The sequence below is a fragment of the Wenzhouxiangella sp. XN24 genome (assembly GCF_011064545.1).
In the GTDB taxonomy this organism is placed as follows: domain Bacteria; phylum Pseudomonadota; class Gammaproteobacteria; order Steroidobacterales; family XN24; genus XN24.
Map to the genome: position 1 here is coordinate 638,642 of NZ_JAAMFG010000034.1, position 18,641 is coordinate 657,282.

The following is an 18,641-nucleotide window of genomic DNA, read 5'->3' on the forward strand; positions in this document are numbered from 1 at the left end:
AATTACCGAGGTTATGGACATGATGAACAAGATTGAACAACTTGCCGACACCCTGAAGACCGAGACCCGCCAGCTGGCGGACCGGGCGATTTCCAGCATGCGCAGCGCCGGCCTCGAAACGGCCAGCTTCCTCGCTGCGGCGAAGGGTCCCGTCCACAGCATCGCGGACACCGGCCTGAAGTTGAACAACCTGTCGCACAAGAGCATCGAACGCCTGCTGAAGCAGCAGGTCGCCGCCCTCGACGACCTGATCGACGGCAGCACCCACCGGATCGAGAAGGCCTCGCGCGCCCAGACCGTGCGCACGATGGTCGATTTCCAGATCTCCACGCTGCCCAAGAGCCGTGACAAGGCCGTGACCAATGCCCGCAAGACCGTGGCGATCGTGCGCGACACCGGCGAAGCTTTCGGCGACCTGGTGAAGGACGTCGTGGTCGACATCTCGAGCGCGAACAAGGGTCGCAAGCCGGCCGCCAAAAAGGCTGCCGGACGTCCCGCCAAGAAGAAGGCCGCCACTCGCAAGCCGGCCGCCAAGAAGGCGAGCGCGAAGAAGACCACCGCGCGCAAGACGACCGCCAAGAAGCGCGCCACGAAGTCCGCGGCGAGCGGCGGCCAGACCGGCTCGAGCGCGCAGGCCGCCTGAAAGCCTGCCCGGGCGCGCGCTGCGGCGGATTCCGGCCAGGCAGTTCCCCGCCAGGGGACGCTGTTCTGAACGGAGTCGACGCTGGCAGTCGCCACGGTCGATCCCGACGAGGCCCTCTCCGGAGGGCCTCGTTTTTTTGCGGGTTTGCAACACGCGATGCGGTTCAGGGCGCTGCGCTGTCGGACGGACCGGGGCGTCGATGCGGGACTTCCAGGGCGGGGCCCTAGTCTTCCTGGATGAAGGTGATCGCCTGTGCGGACCCCGGCTGGACGACGCGTCCGAGCCCGATGACGCCTTCGCCGGAGATGGGCACGCTGTCGCGCCGCACGAAGAGCTCCTCGCCCTGTCGCGTGACGACGAAAGAACCGTTCGTGGACTGGTCGATCAAAAGGAAACGGTCTCGGCTCATCTCGACCCGCGCATGCAGGCGCGAAATCAGGTTGCCCTTGACGACGAGATCGTTGTCCTCGCTGCGCCCGAGCGTGGCATGGGGACGCACCGAATCGACCGTCACTTCCTTGCCGAGGTAGCGGATCCGCATCTTCCCGCGGGTCTTCTTTTTCTGGTCGCCCCAGGTGATCGTCGGCAGCATGCTGGTGATGTCTTCCGACTGCCACAGCGCCTCGTACATCGCCACCTCGCCGCTCTTGCCTTTCAGCGGAGCGAGGTCGATCTGGCGCACGGCGACGCGCCACTCGGCGCCGAGGTTCGCCACCATGTTGTCGGTGATCAGCACCTGCGCCGCCTTGGCCTGGCTGGTGACGCGGTTGGCGGTGTTGACGGTCGAGCCGAACACGTCGCGCTGCTCGGGAATCACCGGGCCGAAATCGCAGCCCACGCGGATCGCCAGGGGGGCGCCGCCGCCGGACACCACCTCGCCCTTGCTGATCGCCACCTGCATGTCGCGCGCCGCGTTCATCGCCCCGTCCGCCGTCGGGAAGGTCGCCATGACCTCGTCGCCGATGGTCTTGACCACCCGGCCGTTGTAGGTCTCGGTGGCCCGACGCATCACGTCGATACACTGGCCCACGGTCTCGCGCGCCTTGAGGTCGCCGAGGACCTCGTAGAGTTCCGTGCTGCCGACGACGTCGGCAAACAGGACGGCAACTGAAAATTCGCTAGACATGACTCCGCGACCTTATTGGGAGGGCGGGCCCAACTGTGGGCAAATGATGTTGAGCATACTCGCTGGACAGATTATGTATCAACCTTCCGGGCGCGGTACAGGAAAGCGTGCTCAACCCTTCGCGGGACCCTTGCAGGCCGCGACATAGGCGATCCAGGCCGGGTCCGCATCGCCCCGCTCGACGATGGAAAACTCGCCGCTCGGCTCGCCGTCCTCGTCCTCGCCCTGCCAGTACACGACGGAGCTCGAGAAGCCGGCCTCGGCCAGCAGTTCGCGCACCTCCGGCAAGGTCCAGAGCCGCCAGTCGTAGCTGTAGGCGCGCGGCAGCTCCGAGCCGTCCGGAAAGCGGAAATGGATGTAGCAGATGTAGCGGGCCGACACCGGGTCGAAGGCGTGCTGGTCCCACACATAGGTGAACAGGCCGTAGTCCGTCTCCTCCTCCTGCTCGGCATAGGCGTCCGAGCCGCCGTAGATGTCGAGCACGAACAGCCCGTCGTCCGCCAGCGAATCGTAGGCGCTGCGGAAATAGACCAGCAGCTCTTCGCGGGTCTTGAACGTCCACCAGCTGAAGTTGAAGGCCACCGCGATATCGACGGGTTCCGTGCCGGTCTCGCGCACGTCGCCCTCGATGAGACGGACGCGGGCCCGTTGTCCGGCCTTGAGCGCGGCGACGTGGTGGGTCCGGCCCCATTCGAGCACGGCCGGGTCGATGTCCACCGCGACGGCCTCGCGCTGCCTGTGGCTGCGCACCCACTCGCAGGCCGCCGCGGCCGTGCCGCAGAAGTCCTCGCGGAGGGTCACGGGCTTGCGTCCCACCAGTTCCTTGAACGCGCTGGCGAGGAACTCGACCTCGTGGCGCACGCTCTGCACCGAGGCCTCGTAGAGCTCGTGCCGGTCGGCGAGATCCGCCATCTGCACACGCGCCGGCGCTGCGGTGCCCTTGCCCCGCTGCTTGCGCTTGTTCTTTTTCTTCTTGCCGTCCTTCTTGCCGTCGCTCTTCGCCGCCATGACCCGTCCCCGCTCCATGGAAGGCGCGCATTCTAGCGGATCGCGCGCCCGCCATGGCGCTTTTCCGTGCATTGCCTGGTGTACATTAGGTGCTCCCCGTCCATCAAAGCCCGGAGTCCGACCGATGTACCGCCGCCTGATCGCGGCGCTCACCCTGTTTTCACTGAGCGCCAGCCCTGCAGTTACCGCCGAACCGTCCGAGGCCCTGCTCCGCGAGGCCGCGGAATTGCGGGACCTGGCCCTGGCCGAAAGCGACGCCTGGCGGCATGCAGCCTCCCTGAGCACCGAAGTGGGTCCCCGCCTCGCAGGTTCCAGCGGCGATCGCGCCGCCGTCGCCTGGGCGCTGGCCTACCTGGACGGGTTCGGCTTCGATACGGTCATCCCCCAGACGGTGACGGTGCCGGCCTGGGAACGGGGCGAGGCCGAATTGCGCATCACCGCGCCGTGGCCCCAGCCGCTCGTCGGTGTGTCGCTCGGCCTCACGATCGGCACGCCCGCCGACGGTATCGAGGCGCCGGTGGTGCGCTTCGAGAGCCTTGCAGCCCTCGAGGCGGCGACGTCCGCGATGGTCCGCGGGCACATCGTCTTCATCGACGAAAAGATGGAGCGCACGCGGGACGGCAGCGGCTACAGCGCCGCGGTGGCCAAGCGCAGCCGCGGGCCTTCCGTGGCCTCGGAACGCGGCGCGGTCGCCACGGTGATCCGCTCGGTGGGGACGTCAAGCGAACGTTTCGCATATACCGGCACCACGCGCTTCGCCGAGGGCGTGCGCCCGATCCCGGCCTTCGCCCTTGCTGCGCCGGACGCCGACATGCTGGCGCGCCAGGTCGCCACAGGGCGCGACGTGCTGCTGCACCTGTATTCCACCGCCCGCCAGCTGCCGCCGGCCCGGTCCGCGAACATCATCGCGGATATCCAGGGAGCCACGCATCCGGAGGAAATCGTCATTCTCGGCGCGCACCTCGACTCGTGGGACCTCTCGACCGGGGCACAGGACAACGCCACGGGCGTGGCCATCGTGCTGGAAGTCGCGCGGCTCATCGCCGCCCGGGAGCGGGCCCCGGCGCGCACCGTGCGGGTGGTGCTCTACGCCAACGAGGAAGCGGGCCTGGATGGCTCGCGCGCCTACACCGCGGCGGCGCTCGAGGCGGGACTGCGCCACGTGATCGGACTCGAGGCCGACGCCGGGGCGGGACGCGTGTATGCGCTGAACAGCGGCGTCGGTGAAGAGGCGTTGCCGGTGGTCGAGGCGATGCGCGGGGTGCTGGCACCGCTCGGCATCGCGGGCGGCGACAACGCCACGCGCGGCGGCGCCGATCTCTCCACGCTGCGCGACGCGGGCATGCCGTTGCTGCGCCTGGAGCACGACATGTCGACCTATTTCGACGTGCACCATACGGTCAACGACACGCTCGACAAGGTGGACCCGGAAACGCTGCGCCACGCCGTCGCTGCATATGCTGCGGTGACCTGGATTGCTGCGAATGTCGAGGAGGATTTCGGGGCGTATCCCGAGACGGTGCCGCCGGTGGATCCGGCCGCTTCGGGGAACTGAGGGGCGCCTAGGCCGGAGAACTGCGGGCGCCTGTCGGCTGCGCCGGAGAACCGGGGGCGCCTAGGCGACGCGCTGCAGGGCGTCGCGGATCACGTCGGCGCCGGCGTCGCGTGCGCATGCGCCTTCGGCCAGTCGCCGTCGCCACTGGCGCGCGCCGGGCCGGCCGAGGTAGAGGCCGAGCACGTGACGGGTCATGGCGTTGAGGCGCACGCCTTCGGCGAGGCGCGCTTCCACGTAGTCGAGATATCTTGCCATCACGGCTTCGCGGGTGGGCAGCGGTGTGCCGTGCAACGAATGCTCGAGTTCCGCGAGGAAATAGGGGTTGTGATAGGCCTCCCGGCCGATCATGACGCCATCGACGTGTTCGAGATGGCCGCGTACGGCATCGATATCCCGCACGCCGCCGTTGAGCACGATGCGCAGGTCCGGGAAGTCCTGTTTCAGGCGATAAACGTAGGGGTAGCGTAGTGGCGGGATCTCGCGGTTCTCCTTGGGGGAGAGCCCGGCCAGGATCGCCTTGCGGGCGTGCACGATGAAGGTGTCGCAGCCGGATTCAGCGACCGTACCGACGAAGTCGCGCAGGAACTCGTAGTCGTCCTGGGCGTCGATGCCGATGCGGCTCTTGACCGTGACCGGGATGTCCACCGCGTCGCGCATGGCGCTGATGCAGTCGCGCACCAGTGCCGGTTCCGCCATCAGGCAGGCGCCGAAGCGTCCCGACTGCACGCGGTCGCTCGGGCAGCCGACGTTCAGGTTGATCTCGTCGTAGCCGTAGTGCATGCCGGTTTGTGCGGCCTCGGCCAACAGGGCCGGCTCCGAGCCGCCAAGCTGGAGGGCCAGCGGTTGTTCGGCCGGATCGAAGCCCAGCAGCCGCTCGCGGACGCCGTGGCGGACGGCCTGCGCGGTGACCATTTCGGTGTAGAGCAAGGCGCTGGGCGCCAGCAGCCGCAGGAAATAGCGGCAGTGCCGGTCGGTCCAGTCCATCATCGGGGCTACCCGGACGTCCCGGCGATGTGCACAATTATTCACGTGGCTATACGAATCCCGGTATCGACCCGCAGTGGCAGTATCAATACCGACTTGACGCCCAGCCGACGAATGCGCTCGATAAGCCAGCGATCAGACCAACCAGCCCCAAGCTGATTCCGGCCTCATATGCTGAACCGCCTCCGTAGAACCACTCCGCCAGGATCGCAATCGTTGCGCACGCGACGCCAGCCGCAAGACCACCATATCCCCAGCGAACCCCGATTAGCTGTGTTCTCGGCTTCGTTTCCAAATTGTGCATGTCAACCTCCAATGCCGATGCTATTGATTTGACGGAATTCACCGAGCCCGAACCGTCAGACTCAATCCGCTGAACAGTCCGCGTGCTCAAAGCGGATGCGATTGCGAGTTCTTCCTGGGACCAGCCTTTCTCGGTCCGGAGCCGCTTGACGAGCACGGCATTTACAATACGTTTCATGGCCAAATCGGCTGCTTTAGTGGATGGCATGATGCCACTGCAGCCCAAAATTGGATACGACAAACGGACGACACGATACGACAGCCACGAGACAATGATGGCTGCTCGCTACCGGCCGATGTCGCACCGCGCCGCAGCAGCGCTACCCCATCTCTCTTTTCCACTCGCCCGGGATAATTCGTGCAGCAGTTCAGTTCACGCCCCATAGCCAGACGGGTGCGAGGCAGCCAATGGCGCCTGCGGGGCACCGACGGTCTGCACCGGATATCCTTTTCGAACATCTTCGGCTGGATACTCAGCCGAAAGATGTTGCTGAATCGCGGCGCACTGCCCTCGCGGCCGGGTGGACCGGGACCAGCCGCCTGCCTCCATGACATGAGCGCAGCGGCTGAAGCACGAAAGTAATTGCCTCAGCCGATTCTGGCACTTGACTCGGACACCACATTCTCTTGACAAATGGGAGTTCTTGGTACCAAGATAGTACCTTAGGGTTTCATTCTGAACAGCTTCGGTATCTATTCGGGCAGCAGCTTTGAAACAATTTCTCGTAGGCATTCACAGGAGAATCCGTCTTGAATGATCAACCTAACCGAGCGGAACTGCTTGACCGAATCAATACGCTGATGGCTACCGGAGCCCTGCCCTTCGCGGCCCTTTTGGTGCTCGACGCGCTGGCCGATGCGGGCGTGGATTCAACGCTGATCACAGTGCTGGATTGGGCGGCCAAGGGCGCCCTGGCTGTGGTCGTCGTGCTTCTCTCAGTCGCCGTCGCGCGCAAGGCGCGATCTGGCAAACCTGCACTCGACGAGGACAGCTACTCGGCGACCACGCTGCGGAAGGCGCTGGCCGCGTCCTGGGTGGCGACCTTCGTGGTCCTCACCCAGTTCGACAGCCTTTTCGACGGTGCCGGCATACTCGGCGTGGCGGAGTTGCCGTTGGTTCACGCGGGCGGGATCGTGACAGCGTTTATGCTGGTCGTGCTCAGCCTGACCTACTTCGGTCTGATGATGCGGGCCAGCGACGAGCCCGACCCCTCGGAGAAAGGGTCTTGAGCGACCTCCACAACCGCATCCGGGTGTTTCGCGCCGAGCACCGGATGAGCCAGGCCGATCTGGCCCGCGCCATCGGGGTCTCGCGCAAGACCATCAGTACCGTCGAGGTCGGACGATTCGTGCCATCGACCGTGATAGCGCTGAAGATCGCACGCCATTTCGAGGTTTCCGTCGAGGACGTATTCCAGCTCTCTGACGGGCAATAGCGCCCAGCGCACGCTTAGATCGGCCACATATTGCGATGCCTATGGGCCGCTGTCACTATCGTCGTTTCGAGGCGCCAGGGAGAACGAAATGCGATCAACAACAACGCTAATCGCGTTGCTCCTCTCCTGCCAATCCTGCCAAGTCGTATTCGCCGGCGAGAACGCTGAGACGGTGGAGCGATTCATTGCTGCATTCAATCAGCACAACGTTGACGTTATGCTCGAACTCTCCGCAGTTGATATGCGCTGGATGAGCGTTTCGGGTGAACAAATCTCAATCGAGACATCAACTCATGCCGAACTTCGCGAAGCTATGGGAGGCTACTTTGAGAGTACTCCTAGTGCCAGAGCCGAAGTTCGCTCTATTGGCGAGAGTGGTTCGTTCGTTATCACGCTCGAAGAAGCCTTCTGGTCATCTGGCGGCGCTGAAAAGAGCCAGTGCAGTATGGCGGTGTATGAGCTTCTCGAGCAGAAGATCCAGAATGTGTGGTATTTCCCGGCCCACCAGTGCCCATGAGGTCTGGCGCCCAACACGTCGCCGCATGGTTTCGGCGATCGGGTGGTGAACTGAGTGAGCACCGGCCGCTCGCTCAACCAGCCTTCAACTCACGCTATCCGGCCACGTCACATGGCAGGAATGTCATTGGGATGCGTAGCCAGCTGGCTCGCAAATTCCACCTGCGCCCTCCCCGCCGGTGCCAGAAACTCCTCTAGCAGGATTTCGCCGGGATGGAACGGATTCTTGGGTTGTCTGGCCATTACTCGTCTCTATCAGTGATAGTGAGCCGCCCTGAGTATGCAGCGGCCATTCAGTGATCGTCCTCGCACGATCCATATCCCGAAGGGCGCATTTGCCCCCTTATGCTATAGTGCACCAATCGTATGACGCTGTTGCAGGAATCTTCAAGATGGCTACGGTACGCAAGACGATCACACTCACCGACGCCCAGGACGACTGGATCAAGGCTCAGGTTGCCAGCGGTGATTACACCAATGACAGCGAGTATCTCCGTGACCTGATCCGGCGGGAGCAGGAAAAGGCCAGCGCACTGAAGGCCGCCATCGACGAAGGTCTCGCCAGCGGCCCGAGCGACCGCAGTCTCGAGGATATCTGGGCCGCGGCGGAGTCTCGATACCGCGCATCGAATGGCTGACTACCGTTTCTCGAAGCGCGCGGCGATGGACCTCGAGGCGATCGCCGAATACACGATCGAGCGGTTCGGCATCGAACAGGCGCGACGCTATCGCAACGAACTGGCGACCTGCTTCGATCAACTGGCGGCCAATCCCAGACTCGGCCGCCGCGCCGAGCAGCTCGGGTCTGCGCTGCGTCGCTACGAGCATCGTTCACACATCGTGTTCTACCAGACAACGGATACCGCGATCCTCATCGTCCGTATCTTGCACTACCGCATGGACGTTACGCGGCAGTTTTAGCACGCTGGCGGCCCGGCGGCTTTCCCTCACAAATTCGGCCACCGGCTCTCCGGGCTGCGTCTCGAACTATTGCCTTCCAGCGAAGTACGAACTTGCCGATAGACTGAATTTGTACGCGGTTGATACTAAAACGCTATTCCGATTTCTTCCCTCCAATCCATCATCGGGGCGACCTGGATTTCCCGGCGATGTGGGCCGTGATCCACGTGGCTCATGGCCATTCGACTACGCTTCGTTGATCGTATTCTACGTCGATGTTGCACGGGCGATTTGACTTCATTTTGCTGCAGGCGTATAGCCTACTGATGCGAAAACTCCCTACAGGGAAATCAATAGGGAGATTGCCATGAAAAAATCGCTTCTCACGCCCGCCCTCCTCATCGTGGCCGGCGCCCTTGCATTCTCGGTCGTCAATCTCTCCGATATTTCCGCCAGCCCGGAACGGCAGGCCGACGAACCCGGGACTTTCATCCCGCCCATCGCGCCGGTGGGCGCGACCCTGCTCGAGGGCCTGGGCGACTACAGCCGCAAGATCACTACCGACAGCGAAGCGGCGCAACGCTGGTTCGACCAGGCGCTGATGCTGACGTGGGGCTTCAATCACCAGGCCGCGGAGCGATCGTTCCTCCAGGCGGTCTCGGCCGATCCCGAGTGCGCGATGTGCTGGTGGGGCGCCGCACTGGTTCTGGGACCGCATGTCAACGCCGGGATGGACCCGGCGAACAATGCTGCGGCCTGGGAAAGGCTGCAGACCGCCCGCAGCCTGGCGAAGTCGGCCGAACCCTGGGAACAGGCCTGGATCGAGGCGCTGGCCGCTCGCTATGCCGAGCTCCCCGGCGATGACCGAACCGCGCTCGACCGCGCCTATGCCGATGCAATGAAGCGCGTGGTCGAAACCTATCCGGACGACCTCGACGCCGCGACGTTCTACGGCGAGGCGCTCATGAACATGCAGCCGTGGAACTACTGGACGCCCGACGGCGAACCGGTTGGCGAGACGCTGCATATCGTCGAGGTGCTCGAAGGCGTCATCGACCGGGACGGTGATCATGCCGGCGCGCTGCACCTGTACATTCACGCGGTCGAGGCATCGAACGAGCCGGAGCGAGGCGTCGCCGCCGCCGACCGGCTGCGTACCCTGATCCCGGGCTCGGGCCACCTCGTCCACATGCCCGCCCACATCTACGCCCGGGTCGGGCGCTGGCACGATGCCGTCATCGCGAACCGGCGCGCGATCGAGGCCGACGACGCCTACCTCGCCGCATGCCGGCCGGGACCGGGCGTTTATCCGCTGGGCTACGTGCCGCACAACCATCATTTCCTGTGGTTCGCCGCCACGATGGCCGGTGAACAGGATGTGGCCATCGAGGCCGCGGCTTCGACGAACGAACGCACCAGCGATCCGGACCTGATGCGCACGCCGGGCTTCGAACCGATGCAGAACTTCGCCCTCACGCCGCTGTTTGCCCGGGTTCGTTTCGGACGCTGGGATGAACTGCTCGCGATGCCGAAACCGGCCGACGACCTGCCCTACATGGTCGCGATGTGGCACTACGGCCGCGGAGTAGCCGCGCTGCGGACCGGCGACGTCGAGGCAGCGGGGACTCACCACGCGCGCCTGGCGGAGTTCGCCGGCAGCCCGACGATCGCGGCCATGACGGCCTGGGACCGTTACTCGCTGATCCACGGCGTGCGGATCGCCGAACGCACGCTGGCCGCCGAGCTGGCCTGGCACGCCCGCGAGGTCGAAGCGGCGATCGGCGCGATGAACAGTGCGATTGCGATCGAGGACGAGCTCCCCTACGACGAACCGCCCGGGTGGCACCATCCCGGCCGCCAGGTGCTGGGCGCGATGCTGCTGGAGGCCGGCAGGCCTGCGGAAGCCGAAGCGGCCTACCGTGCCGAGCTGAAGCGCAACCCGGAGAACGGCTGGTCGCTCAAGGGACTCGCGCAGTCGCTGGCCGCCCAGGACCGAGACGACGAGGCCCGCTCCGTGGCCGAGCGCTTCGAGCGCGCCTGGGCGCACGCCGACTTCGAGCTGGCCGCGACGCGGTTGTGATCCAACCGCCCTTCCCGGCCCGGGATCAGGGCGCGGGCAGGCCGGCGAGATCTTCGCGCAGCATGGCTGCGTCGAAAGGCGGTCGCCAGTAGGCCGCCATTCGGCCCTGCGCGTCGATCAGCGCGACGGCTGTGGCGTGGTCGAAGGTGGATTCGCCTTTGCCGGTGGGCACGCGCACATGGGCCATCTGCAGGCTTCCCAGCAGGCGCTCGAGCTGGTCGCGTTCGCCGGTCACCCCGATCCAGTCTTCGTTGAACCAGGCCAGGTACTCGGCGAGGCGTTCCGGCGTGTCGCGCTCCGGGTCAACGCTGACAAAGACCGTGCGAAACGGGGGGCTCCGGTCGAACTCCTGCTGTGCGGTTTCCAGGATTCCGAGCGTGGCAGGGCAGATGTCGGGGCAGTGCGTGAAGCCGGAGAACAGGAGTGTCCAGCGGCCTTCCAGGTCATCGCGCGAGAACGAGGCACCCGTGTGGTCGACGAGCTCGAATGTCTCGATCGACCAGGGGGGATCGGCGAGGCGGGCATGCTGCAACGAGAGTGAATCGACGCGTTCTTCGCTGCAGCCGACGAGCGCCGACAACGCCACCAGCGCCAGGACCAGGTGAGTTCTGAGCATATTCCGCCCTCCTGCGGCATCCACCGCGATTGCCTTAGATCGCATTTTTCGGGTCAAAATATGGCGTCTAAAGCGCCAGAGCAGGGTAATTTCGCATCTTTTCTTATTTAAATCATGGGGTTATGGCGGTCCGACCCGCTTATTGCCGTTCAGACGCGAAAAAAACAACTGGATGTGCCGATCATCGGCGATGCCCTCCTCCAGTATCCATCTCTGCAAGTCCGGCCAGTCGATCCTGTCAGCCTGGGACTCCGCCACCATCACCGCCTGCTCCATCGACTGCGGTTCTTTCCAGACGGCTGCTGCGATCAGGCGATCCATGACCGAGTGCGTTGGACTGATGATACGTATGTTGCCCAGCCGCGTTGGCATCAACACGCACTGATCCGGACTGATGTACCGGCTCCCAAAGCTGATCGGCGATGGAGGGAACTCGAGATACCAGGTGGTCGACGGGTGCGTGAAGACGGACATCCGAGGACGGCCGGAGTGCGTGAACCCCAAGGGCTGCAGAGCGGCTGCGAGCTCCTTGACCAGGGCGCCCGTGACGAAATCCAGGTCCTCTGACATGTAGCGGTTGCTGGTGTAAAGGGAAACCGCCGCCCCGCCGGACAGCGTAGCCAGAATGCCGTGGCTTTCGAGTGTCTCGGAAACCATCGCGGCGAGTTCCTGCAGCGATGTCGTCGGCGTGATCCGCATGCTGGTCCTCAATTTTTGCCAAAACGACGCGGGCGGCGGCGCTCCCGGAAATCGCGTTCCATCACCTCCGGAGGAAGTCGAGTGAGCATTTCCCGGAGAAACGCCCGCAAGGCCTCTGTTATGGGGCTCGGACGGAAATAGAACACGCGCGCGGTCGCTTCGCGCCGGCTCACCAATAACCCGATGTCCTCGAATTTGCGCAGCTGGTTCTGGACCTGGCTGAGCGAAAAACCAAATGTCTTTGCGATCTGCGAGGCGTACCCCTGACCGTAGTTTTCCAGGTACATGAGCACACGGTAAGCCGACTCGCTCCCGAACAAGCCGATAAGCGGACCTTCAGAAATCGTTGCTTGAGTCGTCATATTAACCACCTTATATTTGGGTGACTCTACCTAATATCCGGGTGGACTGTCCAGCGGGAGGGCAGGAGGGCGGGTCGGACCGTGACAACACTATGTTTCACCTAACTTTTTGTTAAAAAAAGGGCCTTGTTCGGCGCTTAGCGTGCAAGTTTCGCGGCAGAATTCTGCTTCTAACGACCGATCAGCGACCTGGAGCAAATTGGCGGGATTGAATGGGGTGCTGCGGACTATGGGAGAATCTTCTCCTTAGCCCGCGTTTTTCCCGGCCAAAAATAGCGTCTAAGGCTCCAAAACCCGGCTAAAACTTGCTTTTTCCGATTCTTAACAGGAGGTTACGATGGTCCGACCCGCTGTTTCCGTTTTACTCTTGATGGTGGCGTCGGCGCAGGCCAGCGAGCCGCATGTGCACGGACTGGCGCGGCTCACGGTGTCGCTCGATGAGCAGACCCTGACCATCGCGCTGTCGTCGCCGCTCGACAATCTCGCGGGATTCGAGCATGCCCCGCGTACCGAGGCGCAGAAAGCTGCGCTCGAGCACATAGTCGCCACGCTGGAACGCCCGGCGGAACTGTTCCTGGCGACCGCCGCAGCGGGATGCACGCCCGCTTCGACGAACATCGAGTCTCCCATCCTCGAAGACCACTCGTCGCATGACCACGAGCATCACCACGACCACGACCACGACCACCACGCCCACGCCGACCTCTACGCCGAGTACACCTTCGATTGCGCACAACCGGCCCGGCTCAACAATCTGACCGTCGTCCTTTTCGAAGCCTTCCCCCGCCTCGAACGCATCGACGCCGAAGCCGCCCTCCCCGGTCGCCAGGTGGCCGCGGGCCTCGAGCCGGACGACAACATTTTCAACCTGCGCTGATGACCTTGGCCGACACCGACACCGACACCGACACCGACACCGGCACCGGCACCACCACCGCAGCCGACAACAACCCGGTCGTCCGCGTCCGCGACCTGCGCTTCGCGTGGCCCGGCGGTGACCCGTGCCTCGACCTGCCGGCATTCGACATCGCACGCGGCCGGCACGTGTTTCTCTACGGCCCGAGCGGCTGCGGCAAGAGCACGCTGCTGAACCTGCTGGCCGGCGTGCTGCGCCCCGGCCAGGGCGAACTGCGCCTGCTCGACACCGATCTCGACCAGCTCTCCGGCGCCGCCCGCGACCGCTTCCGCGCCAATCACATCGGCTTCATCTTCCAGCAGTTCAACCTCATCCCCTACCTGTCGGTGCTCGACAACGTCCTGCTGCCCTGCCGCTTCTCGACACGCCGCGCAGCCCGCGCCCGCGAGCAATCGCCATCCCTGCACGACGAGGCCTGCCGCCTCCTGCGCCACCTCGATCTGGACCCCACGCTGTGGCGCCGGGACGCGACCGCGCTCTCCGTCGGCCAGCAGCAGCGCGTCGCCGCCGCCAGAGCCCTGATCGGCCGCCCCGAACTGGTGTTCGCCGACGAGCCCACGTCCGCGCTCGACGAGGAACGCCAGGCCGCGTTTCTCGCCCTGCTGCGCCAGGAATGCCTGGCCGCCGGCGCCGCCCTGCTGTTCGTCAGCCATGACCGCCGCCTCGCCGCCGGCTTCGACGAGGAACGTTCCCTCGCGACACTCAACCGCGTGGTGGCCGCCTGATGCCCGGCCTGGCCAAGCTCGCCCTGCTGAGCGCGTGGAATCGCCGCTACAGCCTCGGCCTCACGATGCTCGCCATCGCCCTCGCCGTCACGCTGCTGCTCGGCATCGAACGCATCCGCCACGAGGTCCGCGACGGCTTCGCGCAGTCGGTCTCCGGCACCGACCTGATCGTCGGCGCACGCTCCAGCCCGCTGCAGCTCGTCCTGTACAGCGTCTTCCGCCTGGGCGAAGCCACGCACAACATGAGCTGGCCCAGCGCACAACGCATCGCCGCCCACCCGGCCGTCGCATGGACCATCCCGATCTCGCTCGGCGACTCGCATCGCGGCTACCCGGTCGTCGGCACCACGCCCGACTACTTCGTACACTTCCAACACGGCGATCGCCAGTCCCTGCGCCTCGCCTCCGGCCGGCCCTTCGGCGACCTGTTCGAGACCGTGATCGGCGCCGAGGTCGCCGCGCAACTCGGCTATGTCCAGGGCGACGCGATCACCCTGAGCCACGGCCTCGGCGGCACGCGCCTCATGGAACATGCGGGCAAGCCGTTCACCGTCGTGGGCGTGCTCGCGCGCACCGGGACGCCCGTCGATCGCAGCGTGCACATCAACCTCGCCTCGATGGAAGCCATCCATCTGGACTGGGTCGGCGGCGCGCCCCTGCCCGGGCTCGAGATCTCCGCCGACCAGGTCACGCGCTTCGACCTGGAGCCCAAGAACATCACGGCCCTCCTCGTGGGACTCGAAAGCCGCGCCGCCGTGTTCCGCATCCAGCGAGAGATCAACCGAGACGAGGAAGAAGCGCTCATGGCCGTGCTCCCGGGCGTCGCGCTTGCGCAGTTGTGGCAGCTCGTCGGGGTCGCGGAGCAGGCCCTGCTGCTGATCTCCGCGCTGGTCGTGGTGGTGAGCCTCGTCGGCCTCGTCGCAGCCATGTTGACGGGACTCGACCAGCGGCGCCGCGAACTGGCGATCCTGCGTTCCAGCGGGGCGCGCCCGCGTGACGTGTTCGCCCTGCTCGCCCTCGAGGGCGGCCTCGTGACATTGAGCGGCGTGCTGCTGGGGCTGGTGCTGCTCACGGCGCTGCTGGTGTTCGGCGCGCCCCTCGTCGAGTCCCGCCTGGGGCTCGGCCTCGAACTCGTCGCGCCGGGCCTGCGGGAACTCCGGCTACTCGGACTGGTCTTGCTGGTAAGCATGCTCACCTGCCTGCTGCCCGGCTGGCGCGCCTATCGCATCTCCCTGGCCGACGGCCTGACCCCGCGGGTCTAGTGCGGCAGCCTCAGGAAAACCGCCCCCACGGACACAGACACAGACACAGATACGGACACGGATAGGGATACCCATGAGAGACGCGCAATGACGAAACTTCTCGGATGGCTCGCCGCAGCGGTCGTCGTCGGTGCGATGGTGTTCCTGCTCGTGCCGGGCGCGCCGGAACTACCGCACGAAACCGCGGGATCGTCTCTCGACGAAGCCGCGCCGCCGTCCGCTCCGCAGGATGCTTCCGCCGCCTCGGCCGGCACGTCGGAGTTTGCGATCGGCGACCGCCTCCCGCCGGCCATGATGGAGCGCGCCTCGGAGTATCCGGAAATCGAGTGGGACTCCCTCATGCCCGCGGACTGGAATCCACTGGAAATCTTCGAGGGCCTGGACATCGACGCGCTCGACGACGCCGACCCGCGCGCGATCGAGGCGCTGGAGACGCTCCGGGCGGCCTGGGACGAGGCGCCGACCAACGAGGCCCTGTCCGGCACCGCGGGGCGTATCGCCGGCTTCCTCGTGCCCCTCGACTGGCAGGCCGAGAGCTTCCGGGAGTTCCTGCTCGTGCCCTATTTCGGCGCGTGCATCCACACGCCCCCGCCGCCGGCCAACCAGATCATTCATGTCATCGCCGACCCGCCGGTGACCGAGTACGGCATGATGGAAGCGATCTGGGTCGAGGGCCGCTTCGAGATCGCCGAGATCGACACGGAGATGGGCCGTTCCGGCTACCGCATGTACGCCCACGGCGTGACGCTTTACGAGTGGTGAACGCTCGCGACTGACCAGTGGCTGACACTCAGCACTGACGACTGGTGAACGCTCGCGACTGACCAGTGGCCGACACTCAAGAACAGCGCCCGGCGGCCGATACATAAAAGGTAACGATGGCCGGGCCATTCGTGCGCCCCTGCGCCGCTGTTTGCCCCTGCCGGGCAACCACAAGGACAGTCCCCATGCCCGTAGTCTGGCGTTCGCAGATGACGACCGGCAATGACCTGATCGACCAGGACCACAAGTACCTGCTGGCCCTGTTCAATTCCATCGAGCTCGCGCTGAGCAAGCCCGAACTCATGCGCTACCTGCCCACGTTTTTCCGCCAGCTCGTGGACTACACGGCCGATCATTTCTCGCGCGAGGAACAGATCCAGCTCAAGATCAACTATCCGAATTACCTGCCGCACAGGCGACAGCACATCGAGATCGTCGCACGGCTCGAAACCCTCCATGCCCGCGTGATCGAGGAACTCGGGCCGTCGCCCGAAGATGCCGACCAGGACGGCGAGGTGCCGCGACCGACGGCCGAGGACCCCGAGGTAGTGCGCCAGCGGCTGGAGACGGAGGTGCTGGCGCTGGCGCGCGAGTGGGTGATCAATCACGTCCTGAAGTCGGACAAGGACCTGCTGCCCTACCTCAAGGCCTACCCGCGCAATTTCATGTGACGCACGATTTCACCCGGCCGGCGGTTTCGCGTGGGCCGCGGTTTCGCCTGGCCTGCGATTTCAGCGGGCCCGCGGTTTCAGCCGACGCGAGACTCCTCGATGAGCAGATCCACCACCGCCTCGAGCGCCTCGCGCTGCGAGGCGCCGCCGGCGAGGGCCCGTTCATAGGCGGCGACCTGGCGGTGCGCGCTGGTGCCGCGCTCGAGAATGGTGAAGGCGTGCTCGACTTCCGCGGTGCAGCCCAAGGCATCCGAATCCTCGCGCACCAGCTCGATCAGCTCGGCGAGATTGTCCCGGTGCGGCACGATGGCGCCGCGGCCGAGATCCACCAGCCCCTCGTCGAAGCTGTAGCGCATCGCGCGCCAGCGGTTTTCCATCAGCAGCATGCGCGCATAGGTCCGCCAGCGCTGGTTGTTGACCCGCAGCCGGTAAAGCATGCGCAGCAATGACACGTTGATCGCGGCGATGCAGATCGCATCCTCGATGCGCGTGCACACGTCCATCACACGGGTCTCGAGCGTCGGGTAACGCGCGCTCGGGCGCACGTCCCACCAGATCTTCGTGCCGTCCTCGATCAGGCCCGCGTCCACCATCACCTCGATGTGGCGCGCGTACTCTGCCCAGCTGGCGAAGGTCTCCGGCATGCCGGTGCGCGGCAGCGCGTCGAACACCGTGAGGCGAAACGACTTCAGGCCCGTGTTCTCGCCCTCCCAGAACGGCGAGGAACACGACAGCGCCAGCATATGCGGCAGGAAATAGGCGAACTGGCTCATGAGGTCGATGCGCGTCTCCTCGTCCTCGATCCCCACGTGCACATGCATGCCGCAGATAAGGAGCCGCCGCGCGGTGGCCTGCAGCTCGCGGCCCAGCGTGTCGTAGCGTTCCTTGTCGGTGTGGCGCTGGTCGAGCCAGCGCGCGAAGGGATGGGTCGAGGCGGCGATCGGTGCGCAGCCATGGCGCTCGGCGACCCGGCCCACGCACTCGCGCATGCGCCCGAGCTCCTGGCGCACCTCGGCGATGCTCTCGCAGACCTTGGTGCCGACCTCGATCTGCGAACGCAGGAACTCCGGGCTGACCTGCCCGCGGGCCTCCATCTCGTGCTCGCAATCCTCGATCATCGACTCCGGCATGTCGGTCACGAGATCGCGCGTCTCGCGGTCCACGAGCAGGTATTCCTCCTCGACGCCGATCGTGAAACTCGGTTCCTTAGCTGTCATCCCCTGTCTCCCCAAATTTCCGGTACAGCGTCTCGTCGGCGAGGATCTCCTCGAGCACGTCCCCGAGAATGCCCGCCCAGCGGGTGATGCCCTCGGGATGATCGATGAGGTCCTGGCGGATCTCGATGGAAACATGGGGCAGGCCGCCGCCCTCCGCGTGGTGGTCCACCGTGTGGTCCGCGGGCGCCTTGCCTGAATAGGGTTCGTTGTCGCCGACCGCGATGCCGCGGGCCTGCAGCTTGTCGAGCAGCGGCACGGGGATGCGCGGGTCCTTGTCCCACAGGATGCCGATCTGCCACGGTCTGCGGACCCGCTTGAAGATCGGCGTGAAGCTGTGGACGGCGACGAACGCCGGCACGATGTTGCGCCGCTCGAAGCTCTCGAGGCGGCGACGGATCGCCTGGTGATAAGGATAGAAGAATTGGCGGGCGCGTTCCGCCTTGTCGTCCCGGCTCAAGCCCTGGTTGCCGGGAATGAACTCGCCGTCGCTGACCGCCAGGATCGAGGTGGGATCGTCCAGGCCGCGGTTGCAATCCACGACGAGCCGCGAGTACCCCGCCAGCACGGCCGGCGCATCGAGCCGTTTCGAGAGCAGTTCCGCGACCGCGCCCGCGCCGATGTCGCAGGCGATGTGCCGACCCAGCGCCAGCTCGTCCAGGCCGAGATCGTCGAGCGCGGCCGGAATCCGCCGGCTCGCGTGATCGCAGACCACCAGCAGCCGCGCCCGGCCATGCGGGTTCAGGACGCGAAACGGCCCCGGCTCTCCCGGTCCGATCAGTGCGCTTTGCCGTCCGGACGCCGCCGTCCCCGCCGATCCTGCGGCCTCGCCTTTGGCGCCGGGCATGGTGCCCGAAATCCTT

Annotated in this window: 22 protein-coding genes; 13 read left to right on the plus strand and 9 right to left on the minus strand. The window is 65.4% G+C overall.

The genetic code is table 11. From position 1 onward, the window contains the following. The first annotated feature begins 19 nt into the window (after nucleotides 1-19). Nucleotides 20-643, plus strand: coding sequence for a phasin family protein (locus G6032_RS10695; RefSeq protein WP_165282097.1), 624 nt, complete (start codon nucleotides 20-22; stop codon nucleotides 641-643). Between the two features lie 223 nt (nucleotides 644-866). On the opposite strand, the gene G6032_RS10700 is transcribed toward G6032_RS10695, so the two are convergent. Both G6032_RS10700 and G6032_RS10705 read right to left on the minus strand, forming a co-directional pair. Continuing rightward, nucleotides 867-1,769 (minus strand): adenylate/guanylate cyclase domain-containing protein, encoded by a 903-nt coding sequence (locus G6032_RS10700; RefSeq protein ID WP_165282098.1) that lies wholly within the window; start codon nucleotides 1,767-1,769, stop codon nucleotides 867-869. A 111-nt stretch (nucleotides 1,770-1,880) separates the two neighbouring features. Then, complete coding sequence (locus G6032_RS10705) at nucleotides 1,881-2,777, minus strand: class I SAM-dependent methyltransferase (protein WP_240902117.1); 897 nt, start codon at nucleotides 2,775-2,777, stop codon at nucleotides 1,881-1,883. Between the two features lie 124 nt (nucleotides 2,778-2,901). Here G6032_RS10705 and G6032_RS10710 point away from each other — a divergent pair, with 124 nt between their 5' ends. Next, on the plus strand, nucleotides 2,902-4,332 hold the full coding sequence (locus G6032_RS10710; RefSeq protein ID WP_165282099.1) for a M20/M25/M40 family metallo-hydrolase: 1,431 nt from the start codon (nucleotides 2,902-2,904) through the stop codon (nucleotides 4,330-4,332). A gap of 60 nt (nucleotides 4,333-4,392) precedes the next feature. Here G6032_RS10710 and dusA read toward each other — a convergent pair whose 3' ends face one another. Together dusA and G6032_RS10720 are read right to left on the minus strand one after the other, a co-directional pair. Then, a complete protein-coding gene (gene dusA / locus G6032_RS10715; RefSeq protein ID WP_346763801.1) occupies nucleotides 4,393-5,361 on the minus strand; it encodes a tRNA dihydrouridine(20/20a) synthase DusA in 969 nt (322 codons plus the stop codon). A gap of 40 nt (nucleotides 5,362-5,401) precedes the next feature. Continuing rightward, nucleotides 5,402-5,797: a helix-turn-helix transcriptional regulator gene (locus G6032_RS10720; RefSeq protein WP_165282100.1), complete on the minus strand. Its 396-nt coding sequence runs from the start codon at nucleotides 5,795-5,797 to the stop codon at nucleotides 5,402-5,404. 572 nt (nucleotides 5,798-6,369) lie between these two features. Here G6032_RS10720 and G6032_RS10725 point away from each other — a divergent pair. The 6 genes from G6032_RS10725 to G6032_RS10750 all read left to right on the plus strand — a co-directional run bounded on the left by G6032_RS10725 (nucleotide 6,370) and on the right by G6032_RS10750 (nucleotide 10,551). After that, nucleotides 6,370-6,849, plus strand: coding sequence for a hypothetical protein (locus G6032_RS10725; protein ID WP_165282101.1), 480 nt, complete (start codon nucleotides 6,370-6,372; stop codon nucleotides 6,847-6,849). Then, a complete protein-coding gene (locus G6032_RS10730) occupies nucleotides 6,846-7,055 on the plus strand; it encodes a helix-turn-helix transcriptional regulator (RefSeq protein ID WP_165282102.1) in 210 nt (69 codons plus the stop codon). The genes G6032_RS10725 and G6032_RS10730 overlap by 4 nt, the downstream gene beginning before the upstream one ends. 88 nt (nucleotides 7,056-7,143) lie before the next feature. Beyond that, entirely contained in the window at nucleotides 7,144-7,572 is a 429-nt protein-coding gene (locus tag G6032_RS10735) for a nuclear transport factor 2 family protein (RefSeq protein ID WP_165282103.1), read from the plus strand. A gap of 391 nt (nucleotides 7,573-7,963) precedes the next feature. Next, a complete protein-coding gene (locus G6032_RS10740; protein WP_165282104.1) occupies nucleotides 7,964-8,209 on the plus strand; it encodes a type II toxin-antitoxin system ParD family antitoxin in 246 nt (81 codons plus the stop codon). Then, the gene (locus G6032_RS10745; RefSeq protein ID WP_165282105.1) at nucleotides 8,202-8,492 is read left to right on the plus strand and encodes a type II toxin-antitoxin system RelE/ParE family toxin; all 291 of its coding nucleotides are present in this window, start codon (nucleotides 8,202-8,204) and stop codon (nucleotides 8,490-8,492) included. Before G6032_RS10740 ends, G6032_RS10745 begins: the two co-directional genes overlap by 8 nt. Before the next feature lie 346 nt (nucleotides 8,493-8,838). Continuing rightward, nucleotides 8,839-10,551: a tetratricopeptide repeat protein gene (locus G6032_RS10750; RefSeq protein WP_165282106.1), complete on the plus strand. Its 1,713-nt coding sequence runs from the start codon at nucleotides 8,839-8,841 to the stop codon at nucleotides 10,549-10,551. A 25-nt stretch (nucleotides 10,552-10,576) separates the two neighbouring features. Here G6032_RS10750 and G6032_RS10755 read toward each other — a convergent pair whose 3' ends face one another. From G6032_RS10755 to G6032_RS10765, 3 genes are all read right to left on the minus strand, one after another. Next, nucleotides 10,577-11,167, minus strand: a complete 591-nt coding sequence (locus tag G6032_RS10755) for an SCO family protein (protein WP_165282107.1) — start codon at nucleotides 11,165-11,167, stop codon at nucleotides 10,577-10,579. A gap of 120 nt (nucleotides 11,168-11,287) precedes the next feature. Further along, nucleotides 11,288-11,866, minus strand: coding sequence for a hypothetical protein (locus tag G6032_RS10760; protein WP_165282108.1), 579 nt, complete (start codon nucleotides 11,864-11,866; stop codon nucleotides 11,288-11,290). A gap of 8 nt (nucleotides 11,867-11,874) precedes the next feature. Next, entirely contained in the window at nucleotides 11,875-12,228 is a 354-nt protein-coding gene (locus G6032_RS10765) for a helix-turn-helix domain-containing protein (RefSeq protein ID WP_165282109.1), read from the minus strand. Nucleotides 12,229-12,565: 337 nt separating this feature from the next. Here G6032_RS10765 and G6032_RS10770 point away from each other — a divergent pair, with 337 nt between their 5' ends. The 5 genes from G6032_RS10770 (at nucleotide 12,566) to G6032_RS10790 (ending at nucleotide 16,564) form a co-directional block, all read left to right on the plus strand. Continuing rightward, the gene (locus tag G6032_RS10770) at nucleotides 12,566-13,105 is read left to right on the plus strand and encodes a DUF2796 domain-containing protein (RefSeq protein WP_165282110.1); all 540 of its coding nucleotides are present in this window, start codon (nucleotides 12,566-12,568) and stop codon (nucleotides 13,103-13,105) included. A 5-nt stretch (nucleotides 13,106-13,110) separates the two neighbouring features. Beyond that, on the plus strand, nucleotides 13,111-13,869 hold the full coding sequence (locus G6032_RS10775; protein ID WP_276610976.1) for an ABC transporter ATP-binding protein: 759 nt from the start codon (nucleotides 13,111-13,113) through the stop codon (nucleotides 13,867-13,869). After that, the gene (locus G6032_RS10780) at nucleotides 13,869-15,131 is read left to right on the plus strand and encodes an ABC transporter permease (RefSeq protein ID WP_165282112.1); all 1,263 of its coding nucleotides are present in this window, start codon (nucleotides 13,869-13,871) and stop codon (nucleotides 15,129-15,131) included. Before G6032_RS10775 ends, G6032_RS10780 begins: the two co-directional genes overlap by 1 nt. An 87-nt stretch (nucleotides 15,132-15,218) precedes the next feature. Continuing rightward, nucleotides 15,219-15,893, plus strand: a complete 675-nt coding sequence (locus tag G6032_RS10785) for a DUF3299 domain-containing protein (protein WP_165282113.1) — start codon at nucleotides 15,219-15,221, stop codon at nucleotides 15,891-15,893. Between the two features lie 185 nt (nucleotides 15,894-16,078). After that, the gene (locus G6032_RS10790) at nucleotides 16,079-16,564 is read left to right on the plus strand and encodes a hemerythrin family protein (protein ID WP_165282114.1); all 486 of its coding nucleotides are present in this window, start codon (nucleotides 16,079-16,081) and stop codon (nucleotides 16,562-16,564) included. A gap of 77 nt (nucleotides 16,565-16,641) precedes the next feature. Here the strand turns inward: G6032_RS10790 and G6032_RS10795 are convergent, their stop codons facing one another. Together G6032_RS10795 and G6032_RS10800 are read right to left on the minus strand one after the other, a co-directional pair. After that, nucleotides 16,642-17,781: a carboxylate-amine ligase gene (locus G6032_RS10795; protein WP_165282115.1), complete on the minus strand. Its 1,140-nt coding sequence runs from the start codon at nucleotides 17,779-17,781 to the stop codon at nucleotides 16,642-16,644. Next, complete coding sequence (locus tag G6032_RS10800; RefSeq protein WP_165282116.1) at nucleotides 17,771-18,625, minus strand: N-formylglutamate amidohydrolase; 855 nt, start codon at nucleotides 18,623-18,625, stop codon at nucleotides 17,771-17,773. The genes G6032_RS10795 and G6032_RS10800 overlap by 11 nt, the downstream gene beginning before the upstream one ends. Between the last annotated feature and the right edge of the window lie 16 nt (nucleotides 18,626-18,641).